Annotated in this window: 4 protein-coding genes; all 4 read right to left on the reverse strand. The window is 69.5% G+C overall.

Features of this window, described 5'->3' with window-relative positions; genetic code table 11:
* Window positions 1–112 precede the first annotated feature (112 nt).
* Window positions 113–1,303, reverse strand: a complete 1,191-nt coding sequence (locus tag H293_RS0144535; RefSeq protein ID WP_020124242.1) for an RICIN domain-containing protein — start codon at window positions 1,301–1,303, stop codon at window positions 113–115.
* The gene (locus H293_RS0144540; RefSeq protein ID WP_020124243.1) at window positions 1,300–2,109 is read right to left on the reverse strand and encodes a type VII secretion system-associated protein; all 810 of its coding nucleotides are present in this window, start codon (window positions 2,107–2,109) and stop codon (window positions 1,300–1,302) included. Before H293_RS0144540 ends, H293_RS0144535 begins: the two co-directional genes overlap by 4 nt.
* Window positions 2,110–2,847: 738 nt before the next feature.
* Complete coding sequence (locus H293_RS51610) at window positions 2,848–3,642, reverse strand: type VII secretion system-associated protein (protein WP_020124244.1); 795 nt, start codon at window positions 3,640–3,642, stop codon at window positions 2,848–2,850.
* 405 nt (window positions 3,643–4,047) lie between these two features.
* Window positions 4,048–23,265: a lonely Cys domain-containing protein gene (locus tag H293_RS0144550; protein ID WP_020124245.1), complete on the reverse strand. Its 19,218-nt coding sequence runs from the start codon at window positions 23,263–23,265 to the stop codon at window positions 4,048–4,050.
* Window positions 23,266–23,296: the final 31 nt, after the last annotated feature.

Genomic DNA, 23,296 nt, shown 5'->3' on the forward strand with positions numbered 1-23,296 from the left:
CTTCCACGTCGCCGGGTGGCGGACGTCAGTGGGTCCGACGATGCCATCATGCCTCGCGCACGGGGCGGACGGATGCCGGGACGGACCTGCCTACGGAATCGGACCGATCCTGTCAGACGAGCCACATCTGGTCTTTGGTTCCCAGGCAGTCCCAGAGCTGGAGCGAGGAGCCGTTGCCCGGATTGTCGCCCTTGATGTCCACACACAGGCCGGTCGCGTTGTTACGCAACTCGTGACGCTGGTTCAGGACGAAGTTCTGGGACTTGTCACCGTCGCATTTGGCGATCGTGATGGGGTAGCCCTTGGCAAGGCTCACCACGTCCATGCACAGATTCCTGATGCGGATCGTGCCGTCGGAGCCGAACTGCCATTGCTGCGCCGGGCCGTTGTTGCAGTCCCACACAGACAGTTGCGCGCCGCTGTAGAAGGTGGACGCCGGTACGTCCAGGCAGCGGCCGGAAAGCCCGCTGCGCGGGGAGACGGGCGAACTGAGCTTCACCACCGGGGTCGGCGTGGGCGTCGGCTTGGTCTTCGACTTGCTCTGGGGCGTGGACTGCACGACGGGCTGCTTCGCCGGGGAGGTCTCCGCCTTGGGCGTCGATGGCGGAGGGGTCTTCTTCTCCTTCTTCTCCTTAGCCGAAGGAGAAGGGGAAGGGGACTGGGTCACGGGCAGCTTGAAGTCACCCGGCGCCTCCTGCGTGTTGCCGCCGAGTACGGTTCCGGCGGCGGCCGTCGAGCTCGATTTGGGGCCATCGTCGTGGCCCGTGTTCGCCAGAAACGGCACGCTGACCAGCAGTACCCCGGCGGCCGCGGCACCGTACAGCATGGTCTTGCGCGGCCGCCCGACCGGTCCAGCCTCCTGCCGCGGCTGGTTGATCGCGGTCGCGGACATGGTCCGCACGAACGCGGGCAGCCGGCTCTTCGCCTCCGCGACGGCAGCACCGTCGGCCTCGGCTTCCGCTTCCGTACGACCGCCGTTGGCCGCAGCGCCGTCGGCGCCTCCGGTGTCACTGCCCCGCCCGGCGGCCGCCGTCGGCTCGGGGGCGGGAGCGGACGCGGCGGACTCGCCCTTCGTCGCGCCGTCGCCCGTCTCACCCGCCTCCTCGGCCCCTTCCGCGGTCTCGTTCGTCGCGGGCCGGATCGCGGCCTTCGCCCGCGTGGGCCCGGCCTGGGGTTCGGGGCCCTCTCCGGGGGCGGCTGCCTGCGAGCTCTCGGTCGCAGCGGTGGCGGCCGCGACCGTCTCCTCTCCGTCGGCGCCGCCGCGCCGCGGGGGCGTGGCGGGGTGCTGCGATGCAGGTGTCATGACGTCCTCCGTGCGATGTGGGGCGAGGATTCGGATGAGAGGCTGGTGCGGCTGTGGCCGGGGGCCGCGGGCGACGAGTCGTAACCGGAAGGGCCGGTGTGGTGCTGCTCGACCTCCGTCGGTGACGCCTCGGTGTCCGGACCGCCCCGGGGGGCGGGGACGCTGTCCGCCGGGACGAACAGGGGAGCCGCCGCGGCGGCGTTGACCAGCAGCTGCGCGTCTGAACCATCGAGTGCGCGGACCAACTCGTGGGCGGGGAGCCTGTCATGCCGAAGTGCCGAGGACATGAACTCGTGCGCCGGCGAGGTGAACAGCAGCACGACCGGGGCCCCGTCCCGTCCGACTGCGGTCAGTGGCGCACCGTCCGGCGCCCGCAGCACCGCGACGTCCGCCTCCGCGAGGGCCGTAAGGGCGTCCTCCACCGAGCCGTAGCCGGTGGCGGCGCGCTGCGCCGCCGCATCAACCGGATCGGTAGGGTCCGGCCAGCCGAGCACGCCGGCGGAGGGCCGGTACGCCGGGTTGGCGCGGTACTCCCCCACCTCTCCGCTGTCGTCCGAACGCCACTCTCCCACCAGCGCCCACTCGGGGGGTGGCCGCTCCTCGGTCCACTCGGGGTCCACCACGCCGATCCAGTGCCCTGGTGCCGTGCGTGCGATGTCGCGCACGGCCTGGGGTATGTCGTTCGGGTCCATGCCGTCGGCCGCGTCTTCGGCGGACGGCTCACGGGGTGATGGTTCCGAGGCGGCGGGCGCGTTCGGGCCATCGGGCATCACGGGCAGTTCGCCATGCCGTTCTCGGGGCCGCATTTCTCCCTGAACTCTCATGGTCCGTAAACGAGATCATGCGTGCCGGTCGCGTGTCACGCCGACTCCGGCACGTATGTCAGATGGATGAGGCATCAGAATGCCAGACCTGTCACGTCTGTTGGGGGTGAGAGGCAAGCCCACTCGGGCTCCCGCGTGCCCGACGGCCGCCCGCATAAGGAACGTTGTGGAAGTCGGGAGTCTTCCGGAGACAGGAATGCGCGGGAGGACAAAGAGGCGAACCGGGCGGATGGGGACGCAGCCCAATTCGCCTCCGGAATGGGGCACCAGGGCGAAAAGCGCCCCAAGAGGCCGACCACGCCGCACACTTCTTCATGCCCGCCCTCCGGCCGTCACATCCACGCCCCGAACAACTATACAGAACGTTCAGTATCGGTGTGACTGGACGCCATGTCTACCTGTCCGGCGAGGACGGATCCGATGGTCCGCTGGATAGGCCGGCGGTCGCTTCGCCGTGCTCAGTCGTCCGTGCCGGGTGACTCGCGGGTCGCGGCACCGTCTGCCGTCTGATTCAGCTCGATGAGGCATGAGGATGCCACATCCGTCACGCCCGTTGGCCGCGCCGGTGTGCCCATTCACTCCTCGACACGCCCGTTTTCCCGCGTGAAACGCCGCTCGCACGGGCACCGTCGCGAAATCACGACCACGGGGCGGACCAAGGCGCGGGCCGGAGTGTGAACGCCGGCCTCCGGTGCGTCCGCACCCCCCGATCCCGTGGGGTCACTCGGCCGTCGTCGCCCCGTCACCGCGCTCCTGCCGGCCGGGCCTCTCCTCCCGCTCTTCCTCGGCGCCGAGCAGCTTTGACTCCACGTCCTCCTGAGAGTCGGGCAGGTCGTCCACGTCTTCGTCGGGGAACAGGTCGGCGTCGTCCTCGCTTTGCGGATTCGCCGCTGCGTCGTCCTGTGCCCCTTCCGCTTCCCGCACCGCCTCCTTGAGCGCCTCCGCGAGACCGTCCGTGGTCATCACCATGTTGACCGGCCCGGTGCTGTTCAACGAGAGGCTGTGGCCGTCCGGGATTCGGTCGACCAGGTCGGCGATCGGCACCTTTTCGGAACGCAGTGGGCCCAAGGCATGCAGGTAGGGGGCCGCCGTATAGGCGAGGACGACCGCGGCGCCGTCGCTCGTCGCGGCGCCGATCAGCTCTCCGTCCGCCGTGACCGGCACGAAGAGTTCGGCGCGGGCGAGAGCCGCGGTGACGTCCTCGGCCGGGCCGTAGCCCGTGGTGGCCATCTGGATGGCGCGGTCCACGTCGTCCAGGGGCTCGGGCCACCCCATGGCTTCGGGCGACGGCCGGTAGTCCTCGTTGTCCTCCCATTCGACGATCTCGCCCTCGGAGTCCGAACGCCACTGACCGAGGACCGCCCACTCCGGCGGCGGGTGCTCGCCCTGCCAGGCGGGGTCGATCATGAAGAGCCAGTGGTTGGGCGCCAACTTCGCGGCCGCTATGAACTCCTCCGGCGGCGGCGGGTCCAGTACGGGGCGGTCGGCCGGGGGTTCGGGGGTGTTCTCACTCATGGGGTCCTCGTCTGCTGGGTGTCCGAATCGGCACCGGCCCGCGTCCGTGTCGGCCGTGCGTGCCGGGCGCCCGCCGCGGATTCGCGCCCTACCCCTCACACCGTGGCCACGGTGGTCCACGGCAACGGACGCGCTGGCACGGTCACAGCCGAGTGACCGCCGGTCGAGGGAGGGCGGTAAACATCGTCATCATAGGGTGCACACCCGGTCAACGGGCGACCTGCGAGTACCGTGACCTCTGCCGTACGTATGGATGTGAGTTCCGCTGCGGGCCTGCTGGCGCACCGGCTGGCCAACCTGGATCAGCCGGTCCACGAGTGGTCCTCTGATGAGCACCTCGGCTTCGATCCGGATCCCGCTTGTGGTCACGATGCCAGTCATCCGGACTCTTGTTGACGACTCTCGTCAGTAGTTCTGGTTCTCACTCTCCGCGGTCAGCCAGTCCATGTTCTCGTGGAACTGCGAGCCCGCCTGCTGGAACAGCCCGTGCTCTCCAGCCCTCGGGTTCTGGACGCCGAACTCCGAGCCGATGAAGCGATCGACCTCCTGAATGAGGGCGAACGGCCCGGTCGCGACGGGGCCGGCCATATCGAGGTCCGCGGCGTCCATGTCGCCGAGACGGTCGGCGATCCTTTGGATCATCGTCTCCATGACGAGCGAGTTCTGCTGCGCGCCGATGAAGTGGTTGCCGTAGCTACCTGTGTTGAGCAGATGACGTGCCGCCATTGCGACCTGCTCCCTGGTCACGGGTCCCGTCAAAGGCGGCGCCCCCGCAGCGGAGAGGGCGTGCGAGAGGCTGTTCATGTCCCGAATGAGGGGCCCGAGGATCGGGACGTCATTCGTACGGAGTGCCGGCCGCGTGTGCCTGAGATCGATCGATCCGGGCCCCAGGTCCACGTCGGAGTACACCCCGCCGACCCTGGCGAGGATGGAGTACCGGGCGACGTCGGAGGCCAAGGGGTACGCCTTGCGCGGGCCCTTGGTCGCCTCCTCGTAGATGCCCCGTACCCGCTCGTCGAGCGCGTCCTCGATGGACTTGAACTCGATGCCCCTGGTCCCCTTCACCCGGGCCTGGTCAGCCCACGACCAGGTGCTGCGCCTGTCCGTCCAAAGGTTGACGCGCCAGTGGGAGTTCCGTGCTCGGTCCGCCCACGCGAGCACGTTGTTGAGCGCGCTTCTGGAGATGGGGCCTCCGATCCACACGAAATGAATAAGGTGCGGGAGGTCTGGCCGTGCCTCGACGGGGGTCTGCGCCACTACCTCGCGCAGGTTGGCGACATAGGCCGGCTGCGGGTTGAGGGCTTCGAGACGGTTCATGATGACTGAGACCGACTCGTGGTTGCCCTTGAGGATCGCATCGAAGACGAATTGGCGAACGCCCTGTTCGTCGTCGGAGTGGACGGTTCGTGGGCCCATGTCGTCCGCTGTGTACGTGACACCGAGCGGAGTGGACGGGAGGTCCTGGTAGGTCACCTTTCCGGCGTTCCCCTGGCCTGCTTCGGCGTCGCCGGGAACGGATGGGGTGGCGAGGCTCGCAGGGCCGGCAGGGATGCCCGTCTCCGCCGCGCGGGTGTCCTCGGCGAGGTTCTCGGTGTCGTCGGACGCGTGTCCCGGCTCAGTGTCGGCTTGCGGGCGGCCCTCGACCTGTGACAGCCCCCGCGGCCCGGATCCGCTGTCCGAATTCCGCAACCCGGAGGGATCCTCCACCGGAGCGGTCGACAACGGCTCCCCGAACGAGTGTTGCGCAGCCACAGCTGTGCCGAGGCGGGCCGGGACCGCCTCGGCCCACGCGACGTCCCCGTCGAAGGTGAGCACCGGCCGCCCTGATGCGCCCTGGCGGGAGTAGTCCGCCGGGGTTTCGCTCCACCACACCTTGCGGCCCAGCACCTGGGCAAGCCGGTCGGACAGGCTCCCCAGGAGGACGCTGCGGCTCGAGGACACCAGCACCACCGGGACGGCGCGTGCCTTGGACATCTGCACCGGGTCACGCGCTATCAGCTCGACCAGTTCGTTCATGTGTGAACGGTGCGTCGTCCCGCCGAAGGACACCGACAGGAAGTCCGGGTCATCCGCCTTCGGGGCGATCCGCAGCACGTACGGCTCAGGCGCCGCGGGCTGGGCGGACGCGCCCCCGGGTCCGGCCCACGGCGCGTCCTTCAGACCGGCAGGCACGGCGAACTGACTCAGGTCCATCCGGTGTGGCAGCTTCTCACCGGTGAAGTCCCGGCCCGAGCCGGTCCTGGCTGCCGTTTCCGTGACCAGCCAGGTGCCTACAAAAGCCCTCTTCCGCTCAAGGACGTACGCCGCGGCCATGTCCACATCCGACATGTCCCGGCCCACCGCGAACCCCTCAGTGAGCCAGCGCAACGCGTCCGCACGAACGCGCTCCGAGGAATCGTCCAGGTGCAGCCGATCCATGAAGTCGCGCGCCCGTGCGCCCTGTGCGGCCAGAGTTTCCTCGGCCTTCACCCGCGCCCAGAACATCCGCGACAACTCGCCCGTACCGACCTCGGTTTCGGAAAGGCGCAGCAGCCTTGCCGTCCTGGAGGCAAGGTCCTTCTGCCGCCGCATCCACTTCTGGGCGGCACTCACCGCCGGCAGGTCGACGAAGCCGCCCACCAGTCGCGTCCCGGGCGCCTTTTGCCACTGCCGCGCCGCGTCAGCCAGCACCCGGCGGACAGTCTCCTGATCCACTCCCCGGGCAGACTCCGGGTGCGCCGTGATCACCCGCTCCAGCAGGTCCAGTGTGAACCAGCCGGCCACGGCGAAGTCCGGATCACCACTCCACATCCGGTCCACATCCGCCACACCACGCAGCAGACCATCGAACCCGGCCTCACGGTCCACCGGGCGCTTGAACAACTGGCGCAACGCCTCCACCAAAACCACGGTCCTGCCCCGCGCCTCGTCCGAAACCCGCTCGGCCTCAGCGAATCCCGCAACACCCACAAGCCGGTCCAGCTCCTCACCTGACGGATCGGGCCACACCACATCAATAGCACCACGCCGACCCCGCGCATCCGTTAGTACCGCGCGTGTGTACCGCTCCTTTCCCGCCGTCCCCATGGATTGGGAGCCGTAGGACATGCGTACGGGACGGTCCAAGCCATTGGCGAAATGCTTTGCCGGCGGCTGCTGGCGCAACCGATCAGCCACAAAAACCCCGGGGAAGCCGTACCACCAGTGACGCACGCTCGGCACGGCGGCGTCTTGGGGGGACCCGGCGAAACAAGCGGCAAGATCGATCCAGTCTTTCCCGGCCAGACTCCTCCGCCTCTTGAGGTAGCCGACAGCTTCCTCCGCACGGACACCACGAACACTGCCGTCCCTCATCGGGAATCCGAAGCCATTGGGACCGCCATGCAGGCCGAACACGTACGCGGTGTGTGCCGGCCCCGGTTGCGGCATCGGCTCCGGAGCCGAAGATGCACCCGTGGCCACGTCGTTGTGCACGAACGTCGTCATAGCCGGCCGGTGCCACCGATGCTCCTCCTTCGCCCATTCGGCGGTTGAGAGCAGGACACGGCCGGCCTGCGCGCCGGAATCGCCGGCAACAGGCCACGAGACCACGTCACGATGCCAGTCGACGGTCGCGTCATCCGGGTCCGACACCAGCCCAGGACCCGTAAGGAACCAGTCCCCCTGCGGCTGCCCTGCACGCTGGACGACAGTGATGACCCCGTCTCCGTCAAGCTCAACCTCGCCGCTGTGCGCCCACACCGGCATCCCCGTGCGGTCAAAGAGCTTACGCGGCAGATCGAGGTATCCACTTGCAGCGAAAGAGACCACCAGCACCACCCCGGTGGTGCTGGGGACGCCCTTTCGAGCCACGTCCGCCGCGATCAGCTCCACCAACTCGTCCTGGGACACCGCAAGGCCCGAACGGCCCGGAGCAGTCACCCGCACCGCATCCGGTCGCCCCGCTTGGCCTCCGTCCACGACATACGGCGTCTCAGATCCCCGCCAAGGAGCAGTCCGGTTACCACCGATCCTGGAGCGGCTGCCGTTTTTGTCCACCCTCACGACTCGGGTGAAGCCCGGGTTCAGTAGCACCGATCGCGGCGACCAGTGCAGACCCGGAACACCGCGGCGTTCGACGGTGAAGTCCGGCCTGCCGTGCGCGTCGACACCCCGCCGCACGTGATTGACGGTGAAACCCGGGTTTCCGCCCGCGTCAAGCACACCCAGTGTCACAAGGTGGAACGCCCCCAGAGCCGCCAGGCTCCTCGCCGAATCCGCCTGCACCGCCCCGCCCACCAGGTCCAGCAACTCCTTACGCAGGTTCTCCCCGACCGGGGCAGCGGAGTCCAGGTGCAGCACCCTGCGGGCGAGTCCGTCCACGTCCAGCGGTCCAACACGCAGCTCCGGCTCACGGCTACGCAGAACATCCAGCGTCCGCAACGCCGACACGTGTTCCGGCGTCAACACCGCGCCCGCAGCCTCCCCGGGCCTCGACACCGGCGCCACGGACACCACGACCGGCGCGCCACTACCGCCCCGCACTACCACCCGATCCACCGGATCCGGCGCGTCCTGCATCACCACGTCGGCATCGATATCGGCCATCATCTCGGACATCGGCCTGCGGTCGGAGAGCACGGAGCCGAGGCCGGTGTCGGTGGGCTCGGTGGGCTCGGTGGGCTCGGTGGGCTCGGTGGGCTCGGTGGAGAGACCGGCCGGCCGGAGCGTGATGTCCAGTCCGACTTCGGCGAGTTGCTGCGTCGTCTCGGCCATCGGAGCGACAGGCACCGTCCCCGCAGAGGCGGCCCGCGGCTGAGACGCGGAAGCCCCCGGCACCGCACTCCGGGTGGCCCCGCCCGGGACCCGCGCATCAGCCACATCCTGACCAGCGGAGCGAGGCAGCGGCGCCGGGGAAGGAAGCGGACTCATCACCATCTTGACGGGCGCCACGGGGCGCGCTACCCGCCACTTGACCGGCGGGGGCGGCGGGCCCGTCCAGTGCGCCCCCGGTCCTGCGAAGCGGATCGCAGCCCGGGAACCGATCGTGCCGGAAAGATCAGCTGTGAAGTCGTTCCACCACACGACACGGCCCAGCCGCTGGGCGAGCTTACCGGCCATGTCCTCGGCCCGGCCGGTTCTCCGCGAGAACACCAGCACTACAGGAACTGTCAGCTCCTCGCGCATCAGCTCTGGGTCCCAGGCCATCAACTCGGGCAAGTCGTCCCTGTGCGCGACCCGCGGCAGGCCATTGAAGGTCATGTCCAGGGAGTCGAGAAGGTACGCGTGTGGAGTGACTCGCAGCAGGTACCCCGTCTCACCCCACGGGGCGGCCTCCGTTCCGTCCGGCGTGATGAACTGCGTCATGTCCACCACTGAGGGCACTCCCTCACCGGTGAAGTCCCGGCCCGCACCCTGCCCACTTCCCACCCGCGTGGTCAGCGCCGTATCGGCGAACGCTCCGGACAGCTCCAGCGTGTAGGCACCCGCCACATTCACATCGGACATCTCCCGGCCCACCGCGAACCCCCGGGTGAGCTTGTCCAACGCGTCCTCTCGGTCATCATCCGCAACCGACGAGGGCCGCTCATGGAGGACCCGGGCGACGAAATCGTTCACATCCCGTCCCGGGGCGGCCAAGGCCTCCTCGGCCTTCACCCGCGCCCAGAACATCCGCGACCGCTCGGCCACGCCCACGTTCGCCTCGGGCATGTCCAGAACGTAACTCGCCTCTACGGTGAGGATCTCGCGCTTCGTCCACTCCACGGCGTCATCCACCCGCGGCAGCTGCACGAACGACGTCAGCGGAGCACCAGGGTGGCTCACCCGGTGCGCCGTCGCGGCTGTCAGGACCCGCCGGGCGACCCTCTGGTTCACGCCCGAGGCGGCCTCCGGATGCGCCGCGATCACCCGCTGCAGCAGATCCAGGGTGAACCAGCCGGCATCACCGGAGAATGCCTGGGCACTCCACATCCGGTCGACGTCCGCCACACCACGCAGCAGATCGTCGTAATCGGACGCGTCGTCCACGTGCATTCCGAACACCAGCCGCAAAGCCTCCACCAGGGGCAACGTCCGGGCACGCTCCTCGTCCGTGACCTGAGCACCCGCGGCGAACCCCGCGACCCTCACCCGCCGGTCGAATTCCGCGCCCTCCGGATGCGGCCGCACCAGATCGAACCGCCCGAGCCGCCCCTGCAGATCCGTTGTGACATAGCGCGCGGGCCGCCCGCCGGCACCCAGCGTCGTGCCTTGACTGAAGGTGGACATCCGCACCCACCGACGCGTGGGGTTGGCCACGTACTGCGCCGCCGAGAAATTACGAATCGGGTCCGCATTGAAGGCATTGGGGAAACCTCTCAGCCCGGCCTCCTTCCGAACCGGCACGGAACTGTCCTCGGGCGACCCGCTGTGACAGACCACCATGTCGATCCAGTAGTCCTTCGGCAGACTCGTCAGACTCTTTCGGCGCCTGAGCCACCCCCGGTCCTGCCGCGGAACGATTTCCAGGGTCCCACCGTCGTGGGTATCCATGAATAGCCTGCCGGGTGCACCGTGCATGTCCAGCCGGTGGGCCTTGCTCTCCGGCCCCGGACGCGGCAGCTCCGACTCCCCGAAGAACTCGCCGCTGCCTGGGTGGTAGTGCAAGAAGGTCGACATCCGGTCGAAGTGACGTATGTCGTCCGCGATTTTCGCCATGAAGGCGTAATTGTGGTAGGCACGGCCGATCTGCCGCTGGGTGACACCGCTGACGATGGGATGCGTGAACACCTCGCTTTCCCAAGCGGCAGGCGCGTCCTCCGGATCAGGCGCCAGACCGGACGTCGTGGCGAACCATTCGCCTTGCGGCTGCCCGGCGTGACGGAGGACGTCGATACTCCGCTCCGCACCCGGGGAGACAGGGTTCTCAAGGATCACCACGTCGCCGGTGTACGCCCACACCGTCAGACCCGTACGATCCCTCAGCTTGCGCGGCAACTCGGCGTAGCCAGCCCCGGCATACGCGATCGCCAGCACGATTTCCGTGTTCCGCGTGAGCACTCGTCCAGAGCTCTGCGTGTGCAGGCGAGCGATGTCCGCCGCGACGAGCTCCACGGCCTCGTCGAAACTCACCTCGACCTCAGAGCCGTTCGGCTGCCGCACCATCAGGGAATCACGGGTGACGGTACCTCGGGCACTCAGGACATAAGGATCTGCCGCCCAGCGCGCCCGCACCCGCCCGAGGTAGCTGAGGCCGCCGGCCGCATACGTTTCGAGGATGCGATTGTGCGCGGTGTCCAGGTCACCGGTGGCCGACGCCCAGTTGAGGCCCAGGACGGGGCGGCCCCCCTCGGTGAAGCGCCGGGCCCGGCCCGACACGATCACGTCCAGATCATTCATCAGCCTGAACGCGCTCAACGACGCCAGACTCGTCGCCATCCCCGCCTGCTCCGCCTTGTTCACCAACGCGAAGAACCTTGCACGCTCCTGCGGCCAGAGCGATTCCGTGCGATGCAGCACCCTGCGGGCGACGGCATCCACGTCCAGAGCCTTGCCACGCCATTCCCTCTCACGCCCCCGCAGCACATCCAGCGTCTGGAGCGCGGCGGCCTCCGGCGGCAGCGAGACAGCGATCACCGCCTGCCGGCCCAGCTCCGGCCGCGACACGCCCGCGAGGTCGCCCCGGCCCACCAGATCACGCGGTGCCTTCGCCGCACCCTGCTCCACGACCGTGAAGTCCGCAGCCGTCAGGCGTGCTTCTCCCGCGCGAACCTGCTGTTGAAGGCTGTCCAACGCACGACCGAGCGCCGACCGGAACAGCGCACCCGCGGACCGGGCACGCCGCCTGCCCATCTTGACGTGACCGGTGAGGGTCAGCAGGTTCGGCCCGGAGACGTCGGCCCCATAGCCGGTGATGTCGATGCGCGGCAACGCCACGTCTTCCGACCTGTTGCGCAAACCGGCCTCGGCCACCTCGAACGCCAGCCGTTCGATGTCCGACGTGTCGTCTTCGGACGCCACGTCGCTCTCGGGGGCGAATCTCACGAGGCTGTGCGACGGCAGCGCCGGCAGCGCACGGACTCCGGCGGCGGCCACCGGAGCGGTGACCACCGACCCGGACGTCTGCACAATCGGCGCTGAAGGCATCCGCACCGGCGCGTCCGCGCGGGAATCCACCGAGGGCACCGTGCCGGGGGACACGACCTCGACACCCCGCGACGCTGCGGACCCGTCCTCGGACAGTGCCTGCACGACGGCGGTACGCGGCGCGAACGAACCTCGCTGCCCGGCTCCTCCGGCCCGGACCAACGCATCAGCTCTGCTCCGGCCGATGGAGCGCGGCAGCGGCGGCGGCACCGGACGGGGAGTCTCTACATCCTCGTCATACCCGGGGGGTGTTCTGTGCCACTCCCAGACGGTGTCGGCACGCACGGAAGCGAACGTGAGCACGGCCCGGGATTCGGCCCGTCCGGAGAGATCAGCCGGCGAGACGTTCCAGTGCACGGTACGGCCCGTCTGCGCGGCGAGTTCGGCGGCCAGGTCGGTGGCGAAGGACAGCTCGGGCGTCTCCGAGAACACCAGCACCACATCGGCGTTCAGTGGCTGGTGCATCAGCTCCGGGTCCCTGGCCACCAGCGCGGCCAGGTCGTCCCTGTGCGACCGGTATCTGCGCCCACCGATGTGCAGCGGCAATTGGTGGCGATGGCTCGCGACGGGGGTGACCCGCAGCAGGTACGGCGCAGCCTTGTCCGCCTCCCACGGCGCGTCCAGCTCTCCCGCGGCCGTGATGACCTTCGTCAGGTCCACCACTCGCCGCGTGGGCAGGTCGCCCGTGAAGTCCCGGCCGGCACCGTCCCCACCGTCCGACGACGTAACCAGCGAGGTGCCGGTGAATGCTCCGGCCAGCTCCAGCGTGTAGGCAGCCGCCGCCTTCACATCGGACATGTCCCGGCCCACCGCGAACCCCCGGGTGAGCACGTGCAACGCGTCGTCGCGTCGCTCCTGCGAGGTCGGCCCGGGCCACGGTAGATGAAGGAGCCGGACGACGTAGCTGTCCACGTGTGGTCCTTGCACGGCCAATGTCTCCTCGGCCTTGACCCTCGCCCAGAAAATCCGCGACCGTTCGGCCACACCCACATCGCTCCGGCGCAGGTTCAAAACGGCACTGGCCTCGGCATCGAGATCGTTGGCCTGCATCCACACCGTGGCGGCGTCCACCGCCGGCAGCCGCACAAAGGTGTCGATCCGTGGATCGCCGGGGTACGTCGCCCAGTGCGCCGTCGCGGCTGTCAGGACCCGCCGGGCGACCCTCTGGTTCACGCCCGAGGCGGCCTCCGGATGCGCCGCGATCACCCGCCGCAGCAGATCCAGGGTGAACCAGCCGGCATCACCGGAGGATGCCTGGGCACTCCACATCCGGTCGACGTCCGCCACACCACGCAGCAGATCGTCGTAATCGGACGCATCGTCCACGTACGGTCCGAACACCAGCCGCAAAGCCTCCACGAGGGGCAGCGTCCGGGCACGCTCCTCGTCCGTGACCTGAGCACCCGCGGCGAACCCCGCGACCCTGACCCGCCGGTCGAGTTCCGCCCCCTCCGGATGCGGCCGCACCAGATCGAACCGCCCGAGCCGCCCCTGCAGATCCGTTGTGACGAAGCGCACGGGCTGCCCGTCGGCACCCCACGTCGTGCCTTGAGAAAGGGTGGTCATCCGCACCCACCGCTGCGTGGGGTTGGACACGTGGTGCGCCGCCGAGAAGTTACGCAGCGGGTCCGCGTTCCAAGCGGAGGGTGAACCATCCCACTGTTGCCCCACGGTCGGCACGGAACTGTCCTCGGGCGATCCGCTGTAACAGACCACCATGTCGATCCAGTAATCGTTCGGCAGACTCGTCAGACTCTTACGGCGCCTGAGCCACCCGCCGGCTTCCCTGAAACCGACCGGCCGATAGCTGCCGTCGCGCATGTACAGGGAGAGCACACCGGGCAGGCCGTGCAGGTCCAGCCGGTAGGCCTTGCTCTCCGGCCCCGGACGCGGCAGCTCCGACTCCCCGAACATGACGTTGGTGGCCCTGTTCCTGTGCAGGTACGTCCTGGCCTGGTCAAGATGACGCTGGTCGTTCTCAAGGAACTTCTGCTGGTAAGTGCTGTGCGAGGCGCGACCGATCTGCAGGCCGGTGGTGCTGCTCACAATGGGTTGTGTCCACACCTCATGGTGCCAGGCGGGTGGATCGTCATCCGGATCAGGAGCCAGGCCTGGGGTGCTTGCGAGCCAGTCGCCCTCAAACATCGTGGGGCGGGAGACGACTTCGATGGTCCGCCGCGTGCCGGGGTCGACGGGTCCCTCAGGGATCACCGCTTCACCGGTGTGTCCCCACACCTTCAGACCCGTACGGTCCGACAGCATACGCGGCAGCCTGACGTAACCATGCGCGGTGAAGGGGATCACCAGCACGATCTCCGTGTCCCGCGAGAGCCTCCCCCGGTTAGACAGTCGAGCCACGTCCGCCGCGACCACCTCGACGAACACGTCTCCGCGCACCGGCAGCTCCGAGCCGTCCGGCCGCAGCAGGACTATTCCGTCGGGGCGGGTCCCGGCACTCACGACGTAGGAGTCCTCCGGCCAGGGAGCCTTCAGCTTCCGTTCCTTGGCGTTGCCCTCCTTGTCGACCTCCGGGGCCTTGGCGTTGCCGTCCTCATCCACCTCCAGGATGCGAGTGTGCGCGGTGTCGAGGTCACCGGTGGCCGACGTCCAGTTGAGGCCCGGGACCGTGCGGCCCCGGTCGGTGAAGCGCCGGTCCCGGCCCGACGCGATCACATCAAGATCATCCATCAGGAAGAAGCCGCCCAGCGACGCCAGACTCGTCGTCATCCCCGCCTGCTCAGCCCGGGTCACCAGCGCGAACAGCTCTGCGCGCTCGGGCTCCCCCACAGCGGTGTCGGGGGCGAGATGCAGCACCCTACGGGCGATCGCAGCCACGTCCAGAGCACTGTCACGCAGCTCACGGTCACGCCCACGCAGGACATCCAGCGTCTGGAGCGCGGCGGCCTCCGGCGGCAGCGAAACAGAGATCACCGCCTGCCGGCCCAGCTCCGACCGTGACACGCCCGCAAGATCGCCCTCGCCGACCACGGCATCCGGCACCTTTGTCAAGCCCCGGTACTCCACCGTGAAGTCCGCGGCCATCAGGCCCATGTCCCCGCGTTCCTGCTGTAGGTCGTACAGCGCGCGGTCGAGCGCGCTCAGGAACAGCTCACGCGAGGACAGCGCACGCCGCCTGCTCGTCCTGGCCTCGGACCCGTAGCCGGTGATGTCGATGCGTGGCAGCGCCACGTCTTCCCGCCGGTTGCGCAGCCCGGCCTCAGCCACCTCAACCGCCAGTCGCTCGACGCCCTCCTCTCCTTCCGCGGACGGCACATCGGTCCTGGGAGCGAACGCCACGAGGCTGTGCGACGGCAACTCCGGCAACGCACGAATCTCCGGCCCGGCAACGGGAGCCGCGAGGACCGAATGCGAATCCAACTCCACATCCCGCATGGCCGCCTGCACACCCTGCATGGGATCACCAGCCGACGAACGCGGCACCATCACCGCACCGCCATCCCGGACAACGCCCGCCCCCCGCGACCGCGTGTGCTCCTGTCGCGCCGCCGCGAGCGGCTGAACCGGACGGCGGACCTCCTGGGGTGCGCTCGGGTCGACGGGCAGGGCCTCGAACACGTCAGTGGCCGTCGGGCTGATCGATAGGGACAGCGACTCCCCAAGCGTAAGCACTGTGGCGCCCACGCCAGGCAGCGCGGACATCACCGCCGGGAAGGGCGTCCACCACACCCTGCGGCCCAGCCGCTGGGCCACCGTGTCCGCGTTGAACGCGAGCCCGTCGAACCCGTTCAGCGCCAAGAGGACGGGGGTCGACAGCTCCTTTCGCTGCAGTACCGCATCTGCGGCGAGCAGCTCGGCGAGTTCGGCGGCCGACACCCGGTACGTCGTGCCGCCGAAGGTCACCTCGAGAATGCTGGGGTTCTGACGGTCCGTGCCCACCTGCACCAGGTAGGGGACGGGCCTGTCCGCGCCGGACGCGTCCCGCCCGGCCCACGGCGCGTCGACGAGGGCACCGGTGGGCAATCTGAACTGGTCCAGCGTGTGCCCGAGGGCCGGGCCGGAACTCCAGTTGCGGCCACCGCCCGAGGAGAGCCCCATGGTCGTGGTCACCGCGGACTGGTCGAACGCGCCACGCCTCTCCAGGCCGTACGCGACGGCCACGTTCGGGTCGCTCATGTCCCGGCCCATCGCGAATCCGAGGGTGAGCAGCATCAGTGCCTGGCCGCGCAGCGCGTCGTCTACCCCGACGGCGGGGTCGAGGTGCAGCACCTTGGTGGTAAGGGCGTCCGCGTCGGGGCCGGCCGTGCGTAGTCTCTCCTCGGCCTTGACACGCGCCCAGAACATCCGCGCCCTCTCGGGCGCACCCACCCCCGAGGGGCCGGCGAGTTTCAGCGCTGCGGCGGCCGCGTCCACCGCGGCCGCATTCGTTTGGAGCCACCGGGCAGCTGATCGCGGCACCGACAGGTCCACGAACCGGCTCACGGGCATCCGGGTTCCGGCATGCGGTACCTGTGCCGCATCGGCCAGCACCCGGTGGCCGGTCTGCGGGTCCACTCCGGACGCGGCCGATGGGTGCGACGCAACTACCCGGCGCAGCAGGGCCGTGGAGAACGGACCGGTCGGGCCGAGGTCTGGATCGGCATGCCACATGTTGCTGATGGCGGCGGCGCCGCGGAACAGGGTCGTGTAGTCGGCGGAGTCCTCCACGTCGTATCCGAAGAGCTGACGCAGGGCCCGCATCACGCGCAGTGCCGCAGCGCGCTTCTCCGGCGTCGACCCACCCTCGAGCCTGGCGAGCTCCGCCAGCCGGTCCAGCTCTGCCTCGGTCAGAGGCGGACGATGGATGTCCCACCACCATCGCTGTCCGCTCGCGGCGTTCCACAGAGTTCGCCTGTCCCCCACGCCTTGCATGGCTACGGACAAGCTCACCGTGCGGTCAGTGTCCTTCGCCAGGGACTCGCCCAGGGACATCGTGTCGCCCGCGAGTTCGTCAGCGGCGAACGGTACGGGGTAAGAGTCACCGAGCCGAGAGGCATCCTGCACAGCGCTGTCCACCAGTGCCGAGCTGTAGCAGACCACCAAGTCAATCCAGTGGTCCTTGGGCCGGCTCGACAGGCTCTTGCGTCGCCGCAGCCACTCCCCCGCCTCGCGCCGGTCGGCCATCCGCGACCCTCCTCCGGCCAGCGGCAGCTGAAGGATGCCCGGTGCACCGTGTCCCGCCAGGTAGTACGCCTTCTCCTGCGGACCGGGGGCTTTGAGCGGGAACTCGGCGGACGTCGTGCCTGTGGCGGGGTTGAAGTAGACGAACGTCGTCATCTGGTCGAGTCGGCGGAAGTTACTTTCGCGCTGTCCGGGGCCGACGAGTTCGGACGGCACGTGCAAGCTGCGGCCGATCTGCTCTCCCGTCATCATGCTCACAATGGGCTGGGTCAGTACGTCGCGGTGCCAGACCGGGGCATCGTCGTCCACGTCAGGTGCCAGACCAGGCGAGACTGGCACCCAGACGCCGACCGGGTGCCCGTCCCGCCGGATCACGGCCATGGTGTTCTGCGCGGCGGGGTCGGGGTGGCGGCGTACGAGGCCGCTGTGCGCCCATACGAGACGGCCGGTACGCTGCGCGAGCTTCCTCGGCAGTTCCAGGTACCGGTCAGCGGCGAACGGGATGGCCAGCACCATCGGGACGTCAGACGGCAGACTCTGTAGCGCCGGGTCGTTCGCGACAAGCTCGACGAACACATCTATGTCCAGGTCCTCCGTCGTGCCGTCGGGCAGCCGCAGCGTCACCATGTCGTGGCGCCCCTCGGCGAGGACGGGGTACGGGATCACACCAAAAGCCCACGGGGCAAACTCCGACAATCCGGTGGGGACGAACCCGCCTGCCTGGTCGGGCGAGAGGTCCTCGACGAACATGCCGTTCAGTTCAGCTGTGTCGGAGCCGGTCCAATTCAAGCCCGGTACCCGGGTACCGCCCACGTGGACGTACTGAGCACGGTCGGCCGCCAGCACACCTGTCTCCTGGATGCGGAACGCCGTGAGCGCGGCCAGAGAGGTCGCCCGCCCGGCTGCTATCGCACGCTCGACCATCGTGTACAGGTAGCTGCGCTGTTGCGGAGTCACGGGCACGAGCGGCTCCAGGTGCAGAAGCCGCCGGGCGACCGCGTCCATGTTCAGCGCCCCGGCCCCCAGCGCCCGGTCCCCGCGGCGCAACGCGTCCAGGGTCTCCACCGCCGCCGCCGGGCCCGAGGATGTGATGGCGATCGTGGCTTGCCGACCCAGGTTCGCGTGGCTCACGAACTCGGACGCGGCCACGGTGACGCCCCGGCTGGGCACGCGGGCGCGGCCGCGCGAAGTGATCCTGAAGTCCTTTGAGGTCAGCCAGGGCTGCCCTGGCGCAGGGTTTCCCTGGAGGGTGCGCAGCGCGCGATCCAGCTGATGGACAAAGAGCGTGTGCGCGGCCTGCGCGCGCTGGTCACCCATCTGTCGCGCGGCCTGTTCCCGCACCCGCGCGACTCCGGCCATGCGAGCGTCGGCGCCATACCCGGCGATGTCGATCTTCGGCAGTGGCACCCCGATACGCCAGTTGCGCAGGGCTGCCCTGGCTACGTGAAACGCCAGCCGTTCGACGTCCGCCTCCGATGAAGGGGTCGTCTGCTTGTGGCCGTATTTTACGAGGCTCAGCGGGGGCAGCGGGGCGAGCGGCGAGGCCGCCGAGTCCGGCGCTACCGGGGTGACGAACACAGACTGCCCGCTGCCTGTGTCCAGAGCGGTCAAGTCCGGGCCAGGGGCGGTGGATCCGAACATGTCCAAGCCGAAATCGAAATCGCTGAGTCCGTTCTCCAGGTCGGCCCAGCCCGATCCGAGATCGCTGAAATCGAAGTCCCCAGGTTCGTTCCCCAGGAGCGACAGGTCGGGGTCGAACACACCGTCAGGCATGTCGAAGTCGGGCATGTCGAGGTCGGGCATGTCCGAGCCGGTCCCCGACTGCGGCAAGGGCACCTGCGCATTCTCCTTCCGCACACCGGACGCGGCGTGTGGTGCTGCCGCGGTGTCGGTGGCGGGTGTGGTCCAGCGTCGCCGCAGACCTTGAGCTGAACGGAGGGTGTCGGCCAGTTCGACGGCGGATTTCGGTACGGGCCCGGTGCCGGTTCTCCCATCCAGCAGATGGTCCGCGACCCGGCGCACCGCGTCACGGAACTCGACTGCGCTGTAACGGTAGTCGACGAGCACCGGGTGCGGCTCCGCCGGCAGTACCAGGGCGACGGCGGCGAACCAGGCCCCTGCGATGTCCGTCGCATCCGACTCTTCGGGCGCGGCACCCACAAAGTCGGCGTACGCCCCCGCCCACAGTCGCCGCGTCGCGTTCGCGGCCACCTCGTCGGCTATGTCCGTCCATGCCTCGGGCCGGGCCATCCGTACCCGGACCTGGTCCAGCGGCGACAGCACACCCATGGGCAGCCGGTTATCGCCATGCAGGGCCATCTCGGTCCGCAGTCCCGGAGAGAGCGCGATGCCCGCGGCTTCTATCTCCTCATGACCGACAGTCTCGCTCGCGGTCGGGATCGGCGCTTGGGACGGGAGGTCCTCCTCAGTCACCTGGCGCGCGATCCACCGATGCCCGTCAGCGTCGGCCGGGACTGCCCAGAACGCGTCAGCGGCGTCGGATTCGTCGCCCAGGCCGGTCATCGCCGCATCACCCGTGCCCCGTGCCGCGCCCAGCGCGTCCGCCGCGACACCCAGCGCCAGCAGCCGCGCCTCAACGTCCTCAAGCCGCCGACGCGCGTCGTCCGTCTTGGCCCGGGCATGCTCCACCGCACGCTCGTCACCGCTGTCGCGCTCCAGCGCCACGGCTTCGGCGGTGGCCGCGCCGAGCGCGGACAGCGCTCCCGCATGTGCTTCCCACGCCGCTGCGAGACCTGCGGCAGTGGTGTTCTCACCTTCCGGGGCAGCGGAGGCGGGACCGGCCGCCGTGTCGAAGACGGGCGGCGACGCCAGCAGGGACACCTGCGGCGCGGCTGTGCCGGGGTCGGGGTCGGGGTCGGGGTCGGGGTCGGGGTCGGGGTCGGGGTCGGGGTCGGGGTCGGGGTCGACAGGGTAGCGATAGCGCACCAGGCCGGTTCCGGCCGACCAGGCGTCGTCGGTCTGGCCCGTGCCGCCGGCCGCCGGCCCCGGCGGCAGCCGCAACCACGCCGCCCCGGGCAGCACGACCATATCGCCGTCGTCGGTCACCTCGCCCTCGGACGGACCGAAGATTTCCACGCCCGGGACGCCGGCCAGGCGGCTCGACGGTATCTCGGTCACCTCGGCGTACTCGTCGGCGCTGGCCGGGATGTAGACGGGCTGCCCCAGCGCCGCAGCCAGTTCTGAGCCCCACTTGACGAGCGATCCAGGAGTGTCCTCACCTGGAAGGGCGATCACCAGCGGTGTCCCGGGCGACCAGCCGAGGTGCTTCAGCAGCGGGACGGATTCCGTCACTGTGAGCGGCGTGCTGCCCCCGAGGCCGAACGCATGCGGAGCGCGTGGCCGACGCCCGAACGCGAGCATCGCGACGAAGGCGTTGCCCCCGGGGAACACGGCGCGCAGCCGGTCGGCCGCGGCTGCCACTTGCTCGTCCGCCGCGCTCTGGGCGGGGTGGAACACCGCGCCTCCGGGCAACCGGTTCACGAAGAGACCGCCCAGCGATGCCAGCCTCTCCAGACCGGGAATCCCGGCCGGTTCCAGCAGCTCGGCGGCGGCTTCGCCGGCTTGGGCGCCCAGGCCGCCGTACCACGACGTCACCGCGAACCGGGCCATGGCCTGAGCGCGGTTCGCGGGCCGCCAGAAGATGCGATCCAGCATGCCGCGCAGGCCCGCGGTGACCTCGGGCGCGTCCGGCTCGAAGACCGTCACCGACCCCGGCCCGCTTCCCGCATGGCGCACCCGCTGCACCACGGCGGAATGCGAGCCCACCTGCTCGTAGGCAGACGGCAGCCGGTTCGGGTCGTCGGCCAGCCGCAGGGCCGCGTGCACCAGCCCCAGGGAGATGCTGACGTTGGCCTGGATCTCCGCTTCGTCCAGGCTGCCGTCCCACGCCCGGAACTCCACGTGGTCCGTGCCCTTACCCCTCACGCGCTTGAAGCTCAGCGCGTCCTCGTTCCGCATGCTGGGGACATCACGGACAGTGGTGTACGGAGGGGGGCCTTCGGGCAGCGGCCGGGCGTGCTTGTCGCCGCGATGCGCGTCGGCGCGCGGGTTCATCGCCAGCCGGAACAGCGCGTCCTGGTGGCCCGTGAACAGCGCCCGCAACGCCTCGTACGCGCGAACGTCATGGCCGAACTGACCGGTGCTCACATGAACGTGGCCGCCCGCCCGGGCCGTGATCTGCCCGCCGTTCCTGCGGATGACGCGGACGGCGGTGCGCAGGTCCTCCCACGTCTGCCGGGTGTCGCGCAGGATCGGGGAGACCAGCTCCACACCCACCGTGGGGTCCCGCTCCAAGAGCCATCCGTCCCTGGATTCCGCGTAGCCCCTGTCCACCGCCTGGTGGTATCCGGCGATCTCATTCTGCGTGGTCAGCCCGGCTTTCTTGAGTTCGGCGACGATCAACTCGTAGCGGGCTTCCTTCTCCGGGCCGGTGAGGCCCTCGTCGAGCTCGAACTCGATCTCGACGCCGAATGCCATACCGCCGCGGTCCGGGTCGGCCAGCCCGCCGGTCGCGTCCTCAAGCATGTACGGGATGTGCGGCTCGCCCTGTGCCACACGGTCGGCGACCTGCTGGAACACCTGCTCAAGTGCCTCAGGCGTCGTTTCGGGCGTGCCGCCCATCTCCGACCACCATGCCCGCGCGTGCTCCCGCACCACCGAAGCCGGAACCTGCACCAAGGAACCAGCCTCGGCGCCGGGAACCGGTGTCCCCTGCGGGAGCAGGGACCGGATCGCCCGGAACAGCGCCGCGTCGGCCTCCACGGTCGGCGACGCCTCCGTGGCAGCGGGGTCTTCACCGCGGCGGCCTTCGTCCGGCTCCGGCACCCCGTCCGCCGTTCCGGAGACGGTCGGAGTCGATGGCCGGTCGCTGGACGGAGTCGACGGGCCAGCCGGCGCCGGCTCCCCCGCCGTGTCGACGTCCAGCGCGCCGGCCTGATGTGCCCGGCGCTGCACCTCCTGCCCGGCCTCGCTCACCGCAGTGCCGGTCGACTGCCAGACTCGGGCCTGGTTCTCGCGTGCGGTCTCGACCGCGGCACGGGCGGCGGGAAGAGCGGCCTGTGCGGTGCTCAGCGCGGTCATGCGGTCCTGGTGCCGCTTCTGGAGCTCATTCCACCGCCGCCTGGCAGCCTGCTCACGTTCCCGTGCCGCGTCCAGATCCGGCAAGGGCGCACCGGACGACGCCATCCGCTCGATACTCCGCGTCTCGGCCTGCGCCTGCCGCCACGCCACCCGGGCCTTTCGCACCTGCTCCACGGTCGGCAGGGCTCGGGCGTCCCGGATCGACTGTTCGATCCGGGACAGCTCTGTCTCGGCGTCTTGGACCGTGGCGTCGGCCGCCTCACGGGCGATTTCGGCCTGCCGTACAGCGGCGTCGTACGCCGTCCCGGCCTCCGTGTCGGGGGCCGTGGCGACACCGTTCATGAAGTCACGGAACGCCTCATACCTCGCGTTGTCCGCCCCCGTCGCCGCCACCGGGTTGGCTTCCGCACCACCCGCCGACTCACCGACCGGGCCATACAACCGCTCCAGCAATCCCAGCAGCTCCGGCTCATGCACACGCACCCACTCGGCACCGTTGTGACGCAAACGGCCCGTCGCCGGGTCCGTGCCGTGATTGGTCCCCAGATAAACATTGCTGAGCTGCGCGAAGAACTCATACTCGTTCCCCGACGAATAATTGTCGCCCGCTGCCGGATCCTGATTGACACCGTCCGGCCACAACACGTCCGGACCCCGCACCTCCTCGCCCCGCCTCCTCTTCTCCCTCCTCTCGGCATCCGCCTTCCTCTTCGCGTCATACACATCCCTGACCAGATCCCGGTCAGCATCCGTCAAAGCAACCGTGTGCAGCAGATGCGCAATCTCGTGCGTCGCCGCCGAATAACCCTCAGCCTGATGCGGAGCCGGGCCCACAGAAGTGACCTCACCCAGCAGGTTCTCCTCCGGCACCACCGCGATCAGGCCATCCGTCACCCCCCGCAGCGTGCCGACACTCCTGCCGGACTCGGCATCGACCTTGCCTGCCAGATGCGCAAACGAACTCAACCCGGTCAACGGCGTGTCCTGCGGCAACACCACAATCGCAGCTCCCGACCCGAGCAGCCGCGTGGCAGCCTCCCGGTCCCGCAGCATCCGTGCCGCCCACGCATACGCCTCATGCCGCGCCGACACCGGCCGCGACACCTCACCCGGCACAACCACCAGCAACCGCGCCGCAACCCCCGGGAACTCCCCCGGCAAGGACTTCCGCACCCCGTCCACAAAGGGGCCGTGCCCAGCCAGCCACCGCCGGTGCTGCGGTGCCATCACCTCCAGCGCCTCAACCAACTCCCCCGCCGGCAACGCCAGCAGACCCGCCACCAAAGCACCCGACCCGACAGGCTCGACCGGCTCCACCACCGAAACCAACGCCGGATCCGAATCCGCTCGA

The sequence above is a fragment of the Streptomyces canus 299MFChir4.1 genome, from assembly GCF_000383615.1.
In the GTDB taxonomy this organism is placed as follows: domain Bacteria; phylum Actinomycetota; class Actinomycetes; order Streptomycetales; family Streptomycetaceae; genus Streptomyces; species Streptomyces canus_C.

Bases quoted from the DNA above. Each gene is read 5' to 3' on its own strand.
- H293_RS0144540 (WP_020124243.1), bottom strand. From the start codon at position 2,109: ATGCGGCCCCGAGAACGGCATGGCGAACTGCCCGTGATGCCCGATGGC.
- H293_RS51610 (WP_020124244.1), bottom strand. From the start codon at position 3,642: ATGAGTGAGAACACCCCCGAACCCCCGGCCGACCGCCCCGTACTGGAC.
- H293_RS0144535 (WP_020124242.1), bottom strand. From the start codon at position 1,303: ATGACACCTGCATCGCAGCACCCCGCCACGCCCCCGCGGCGCGGCGGC.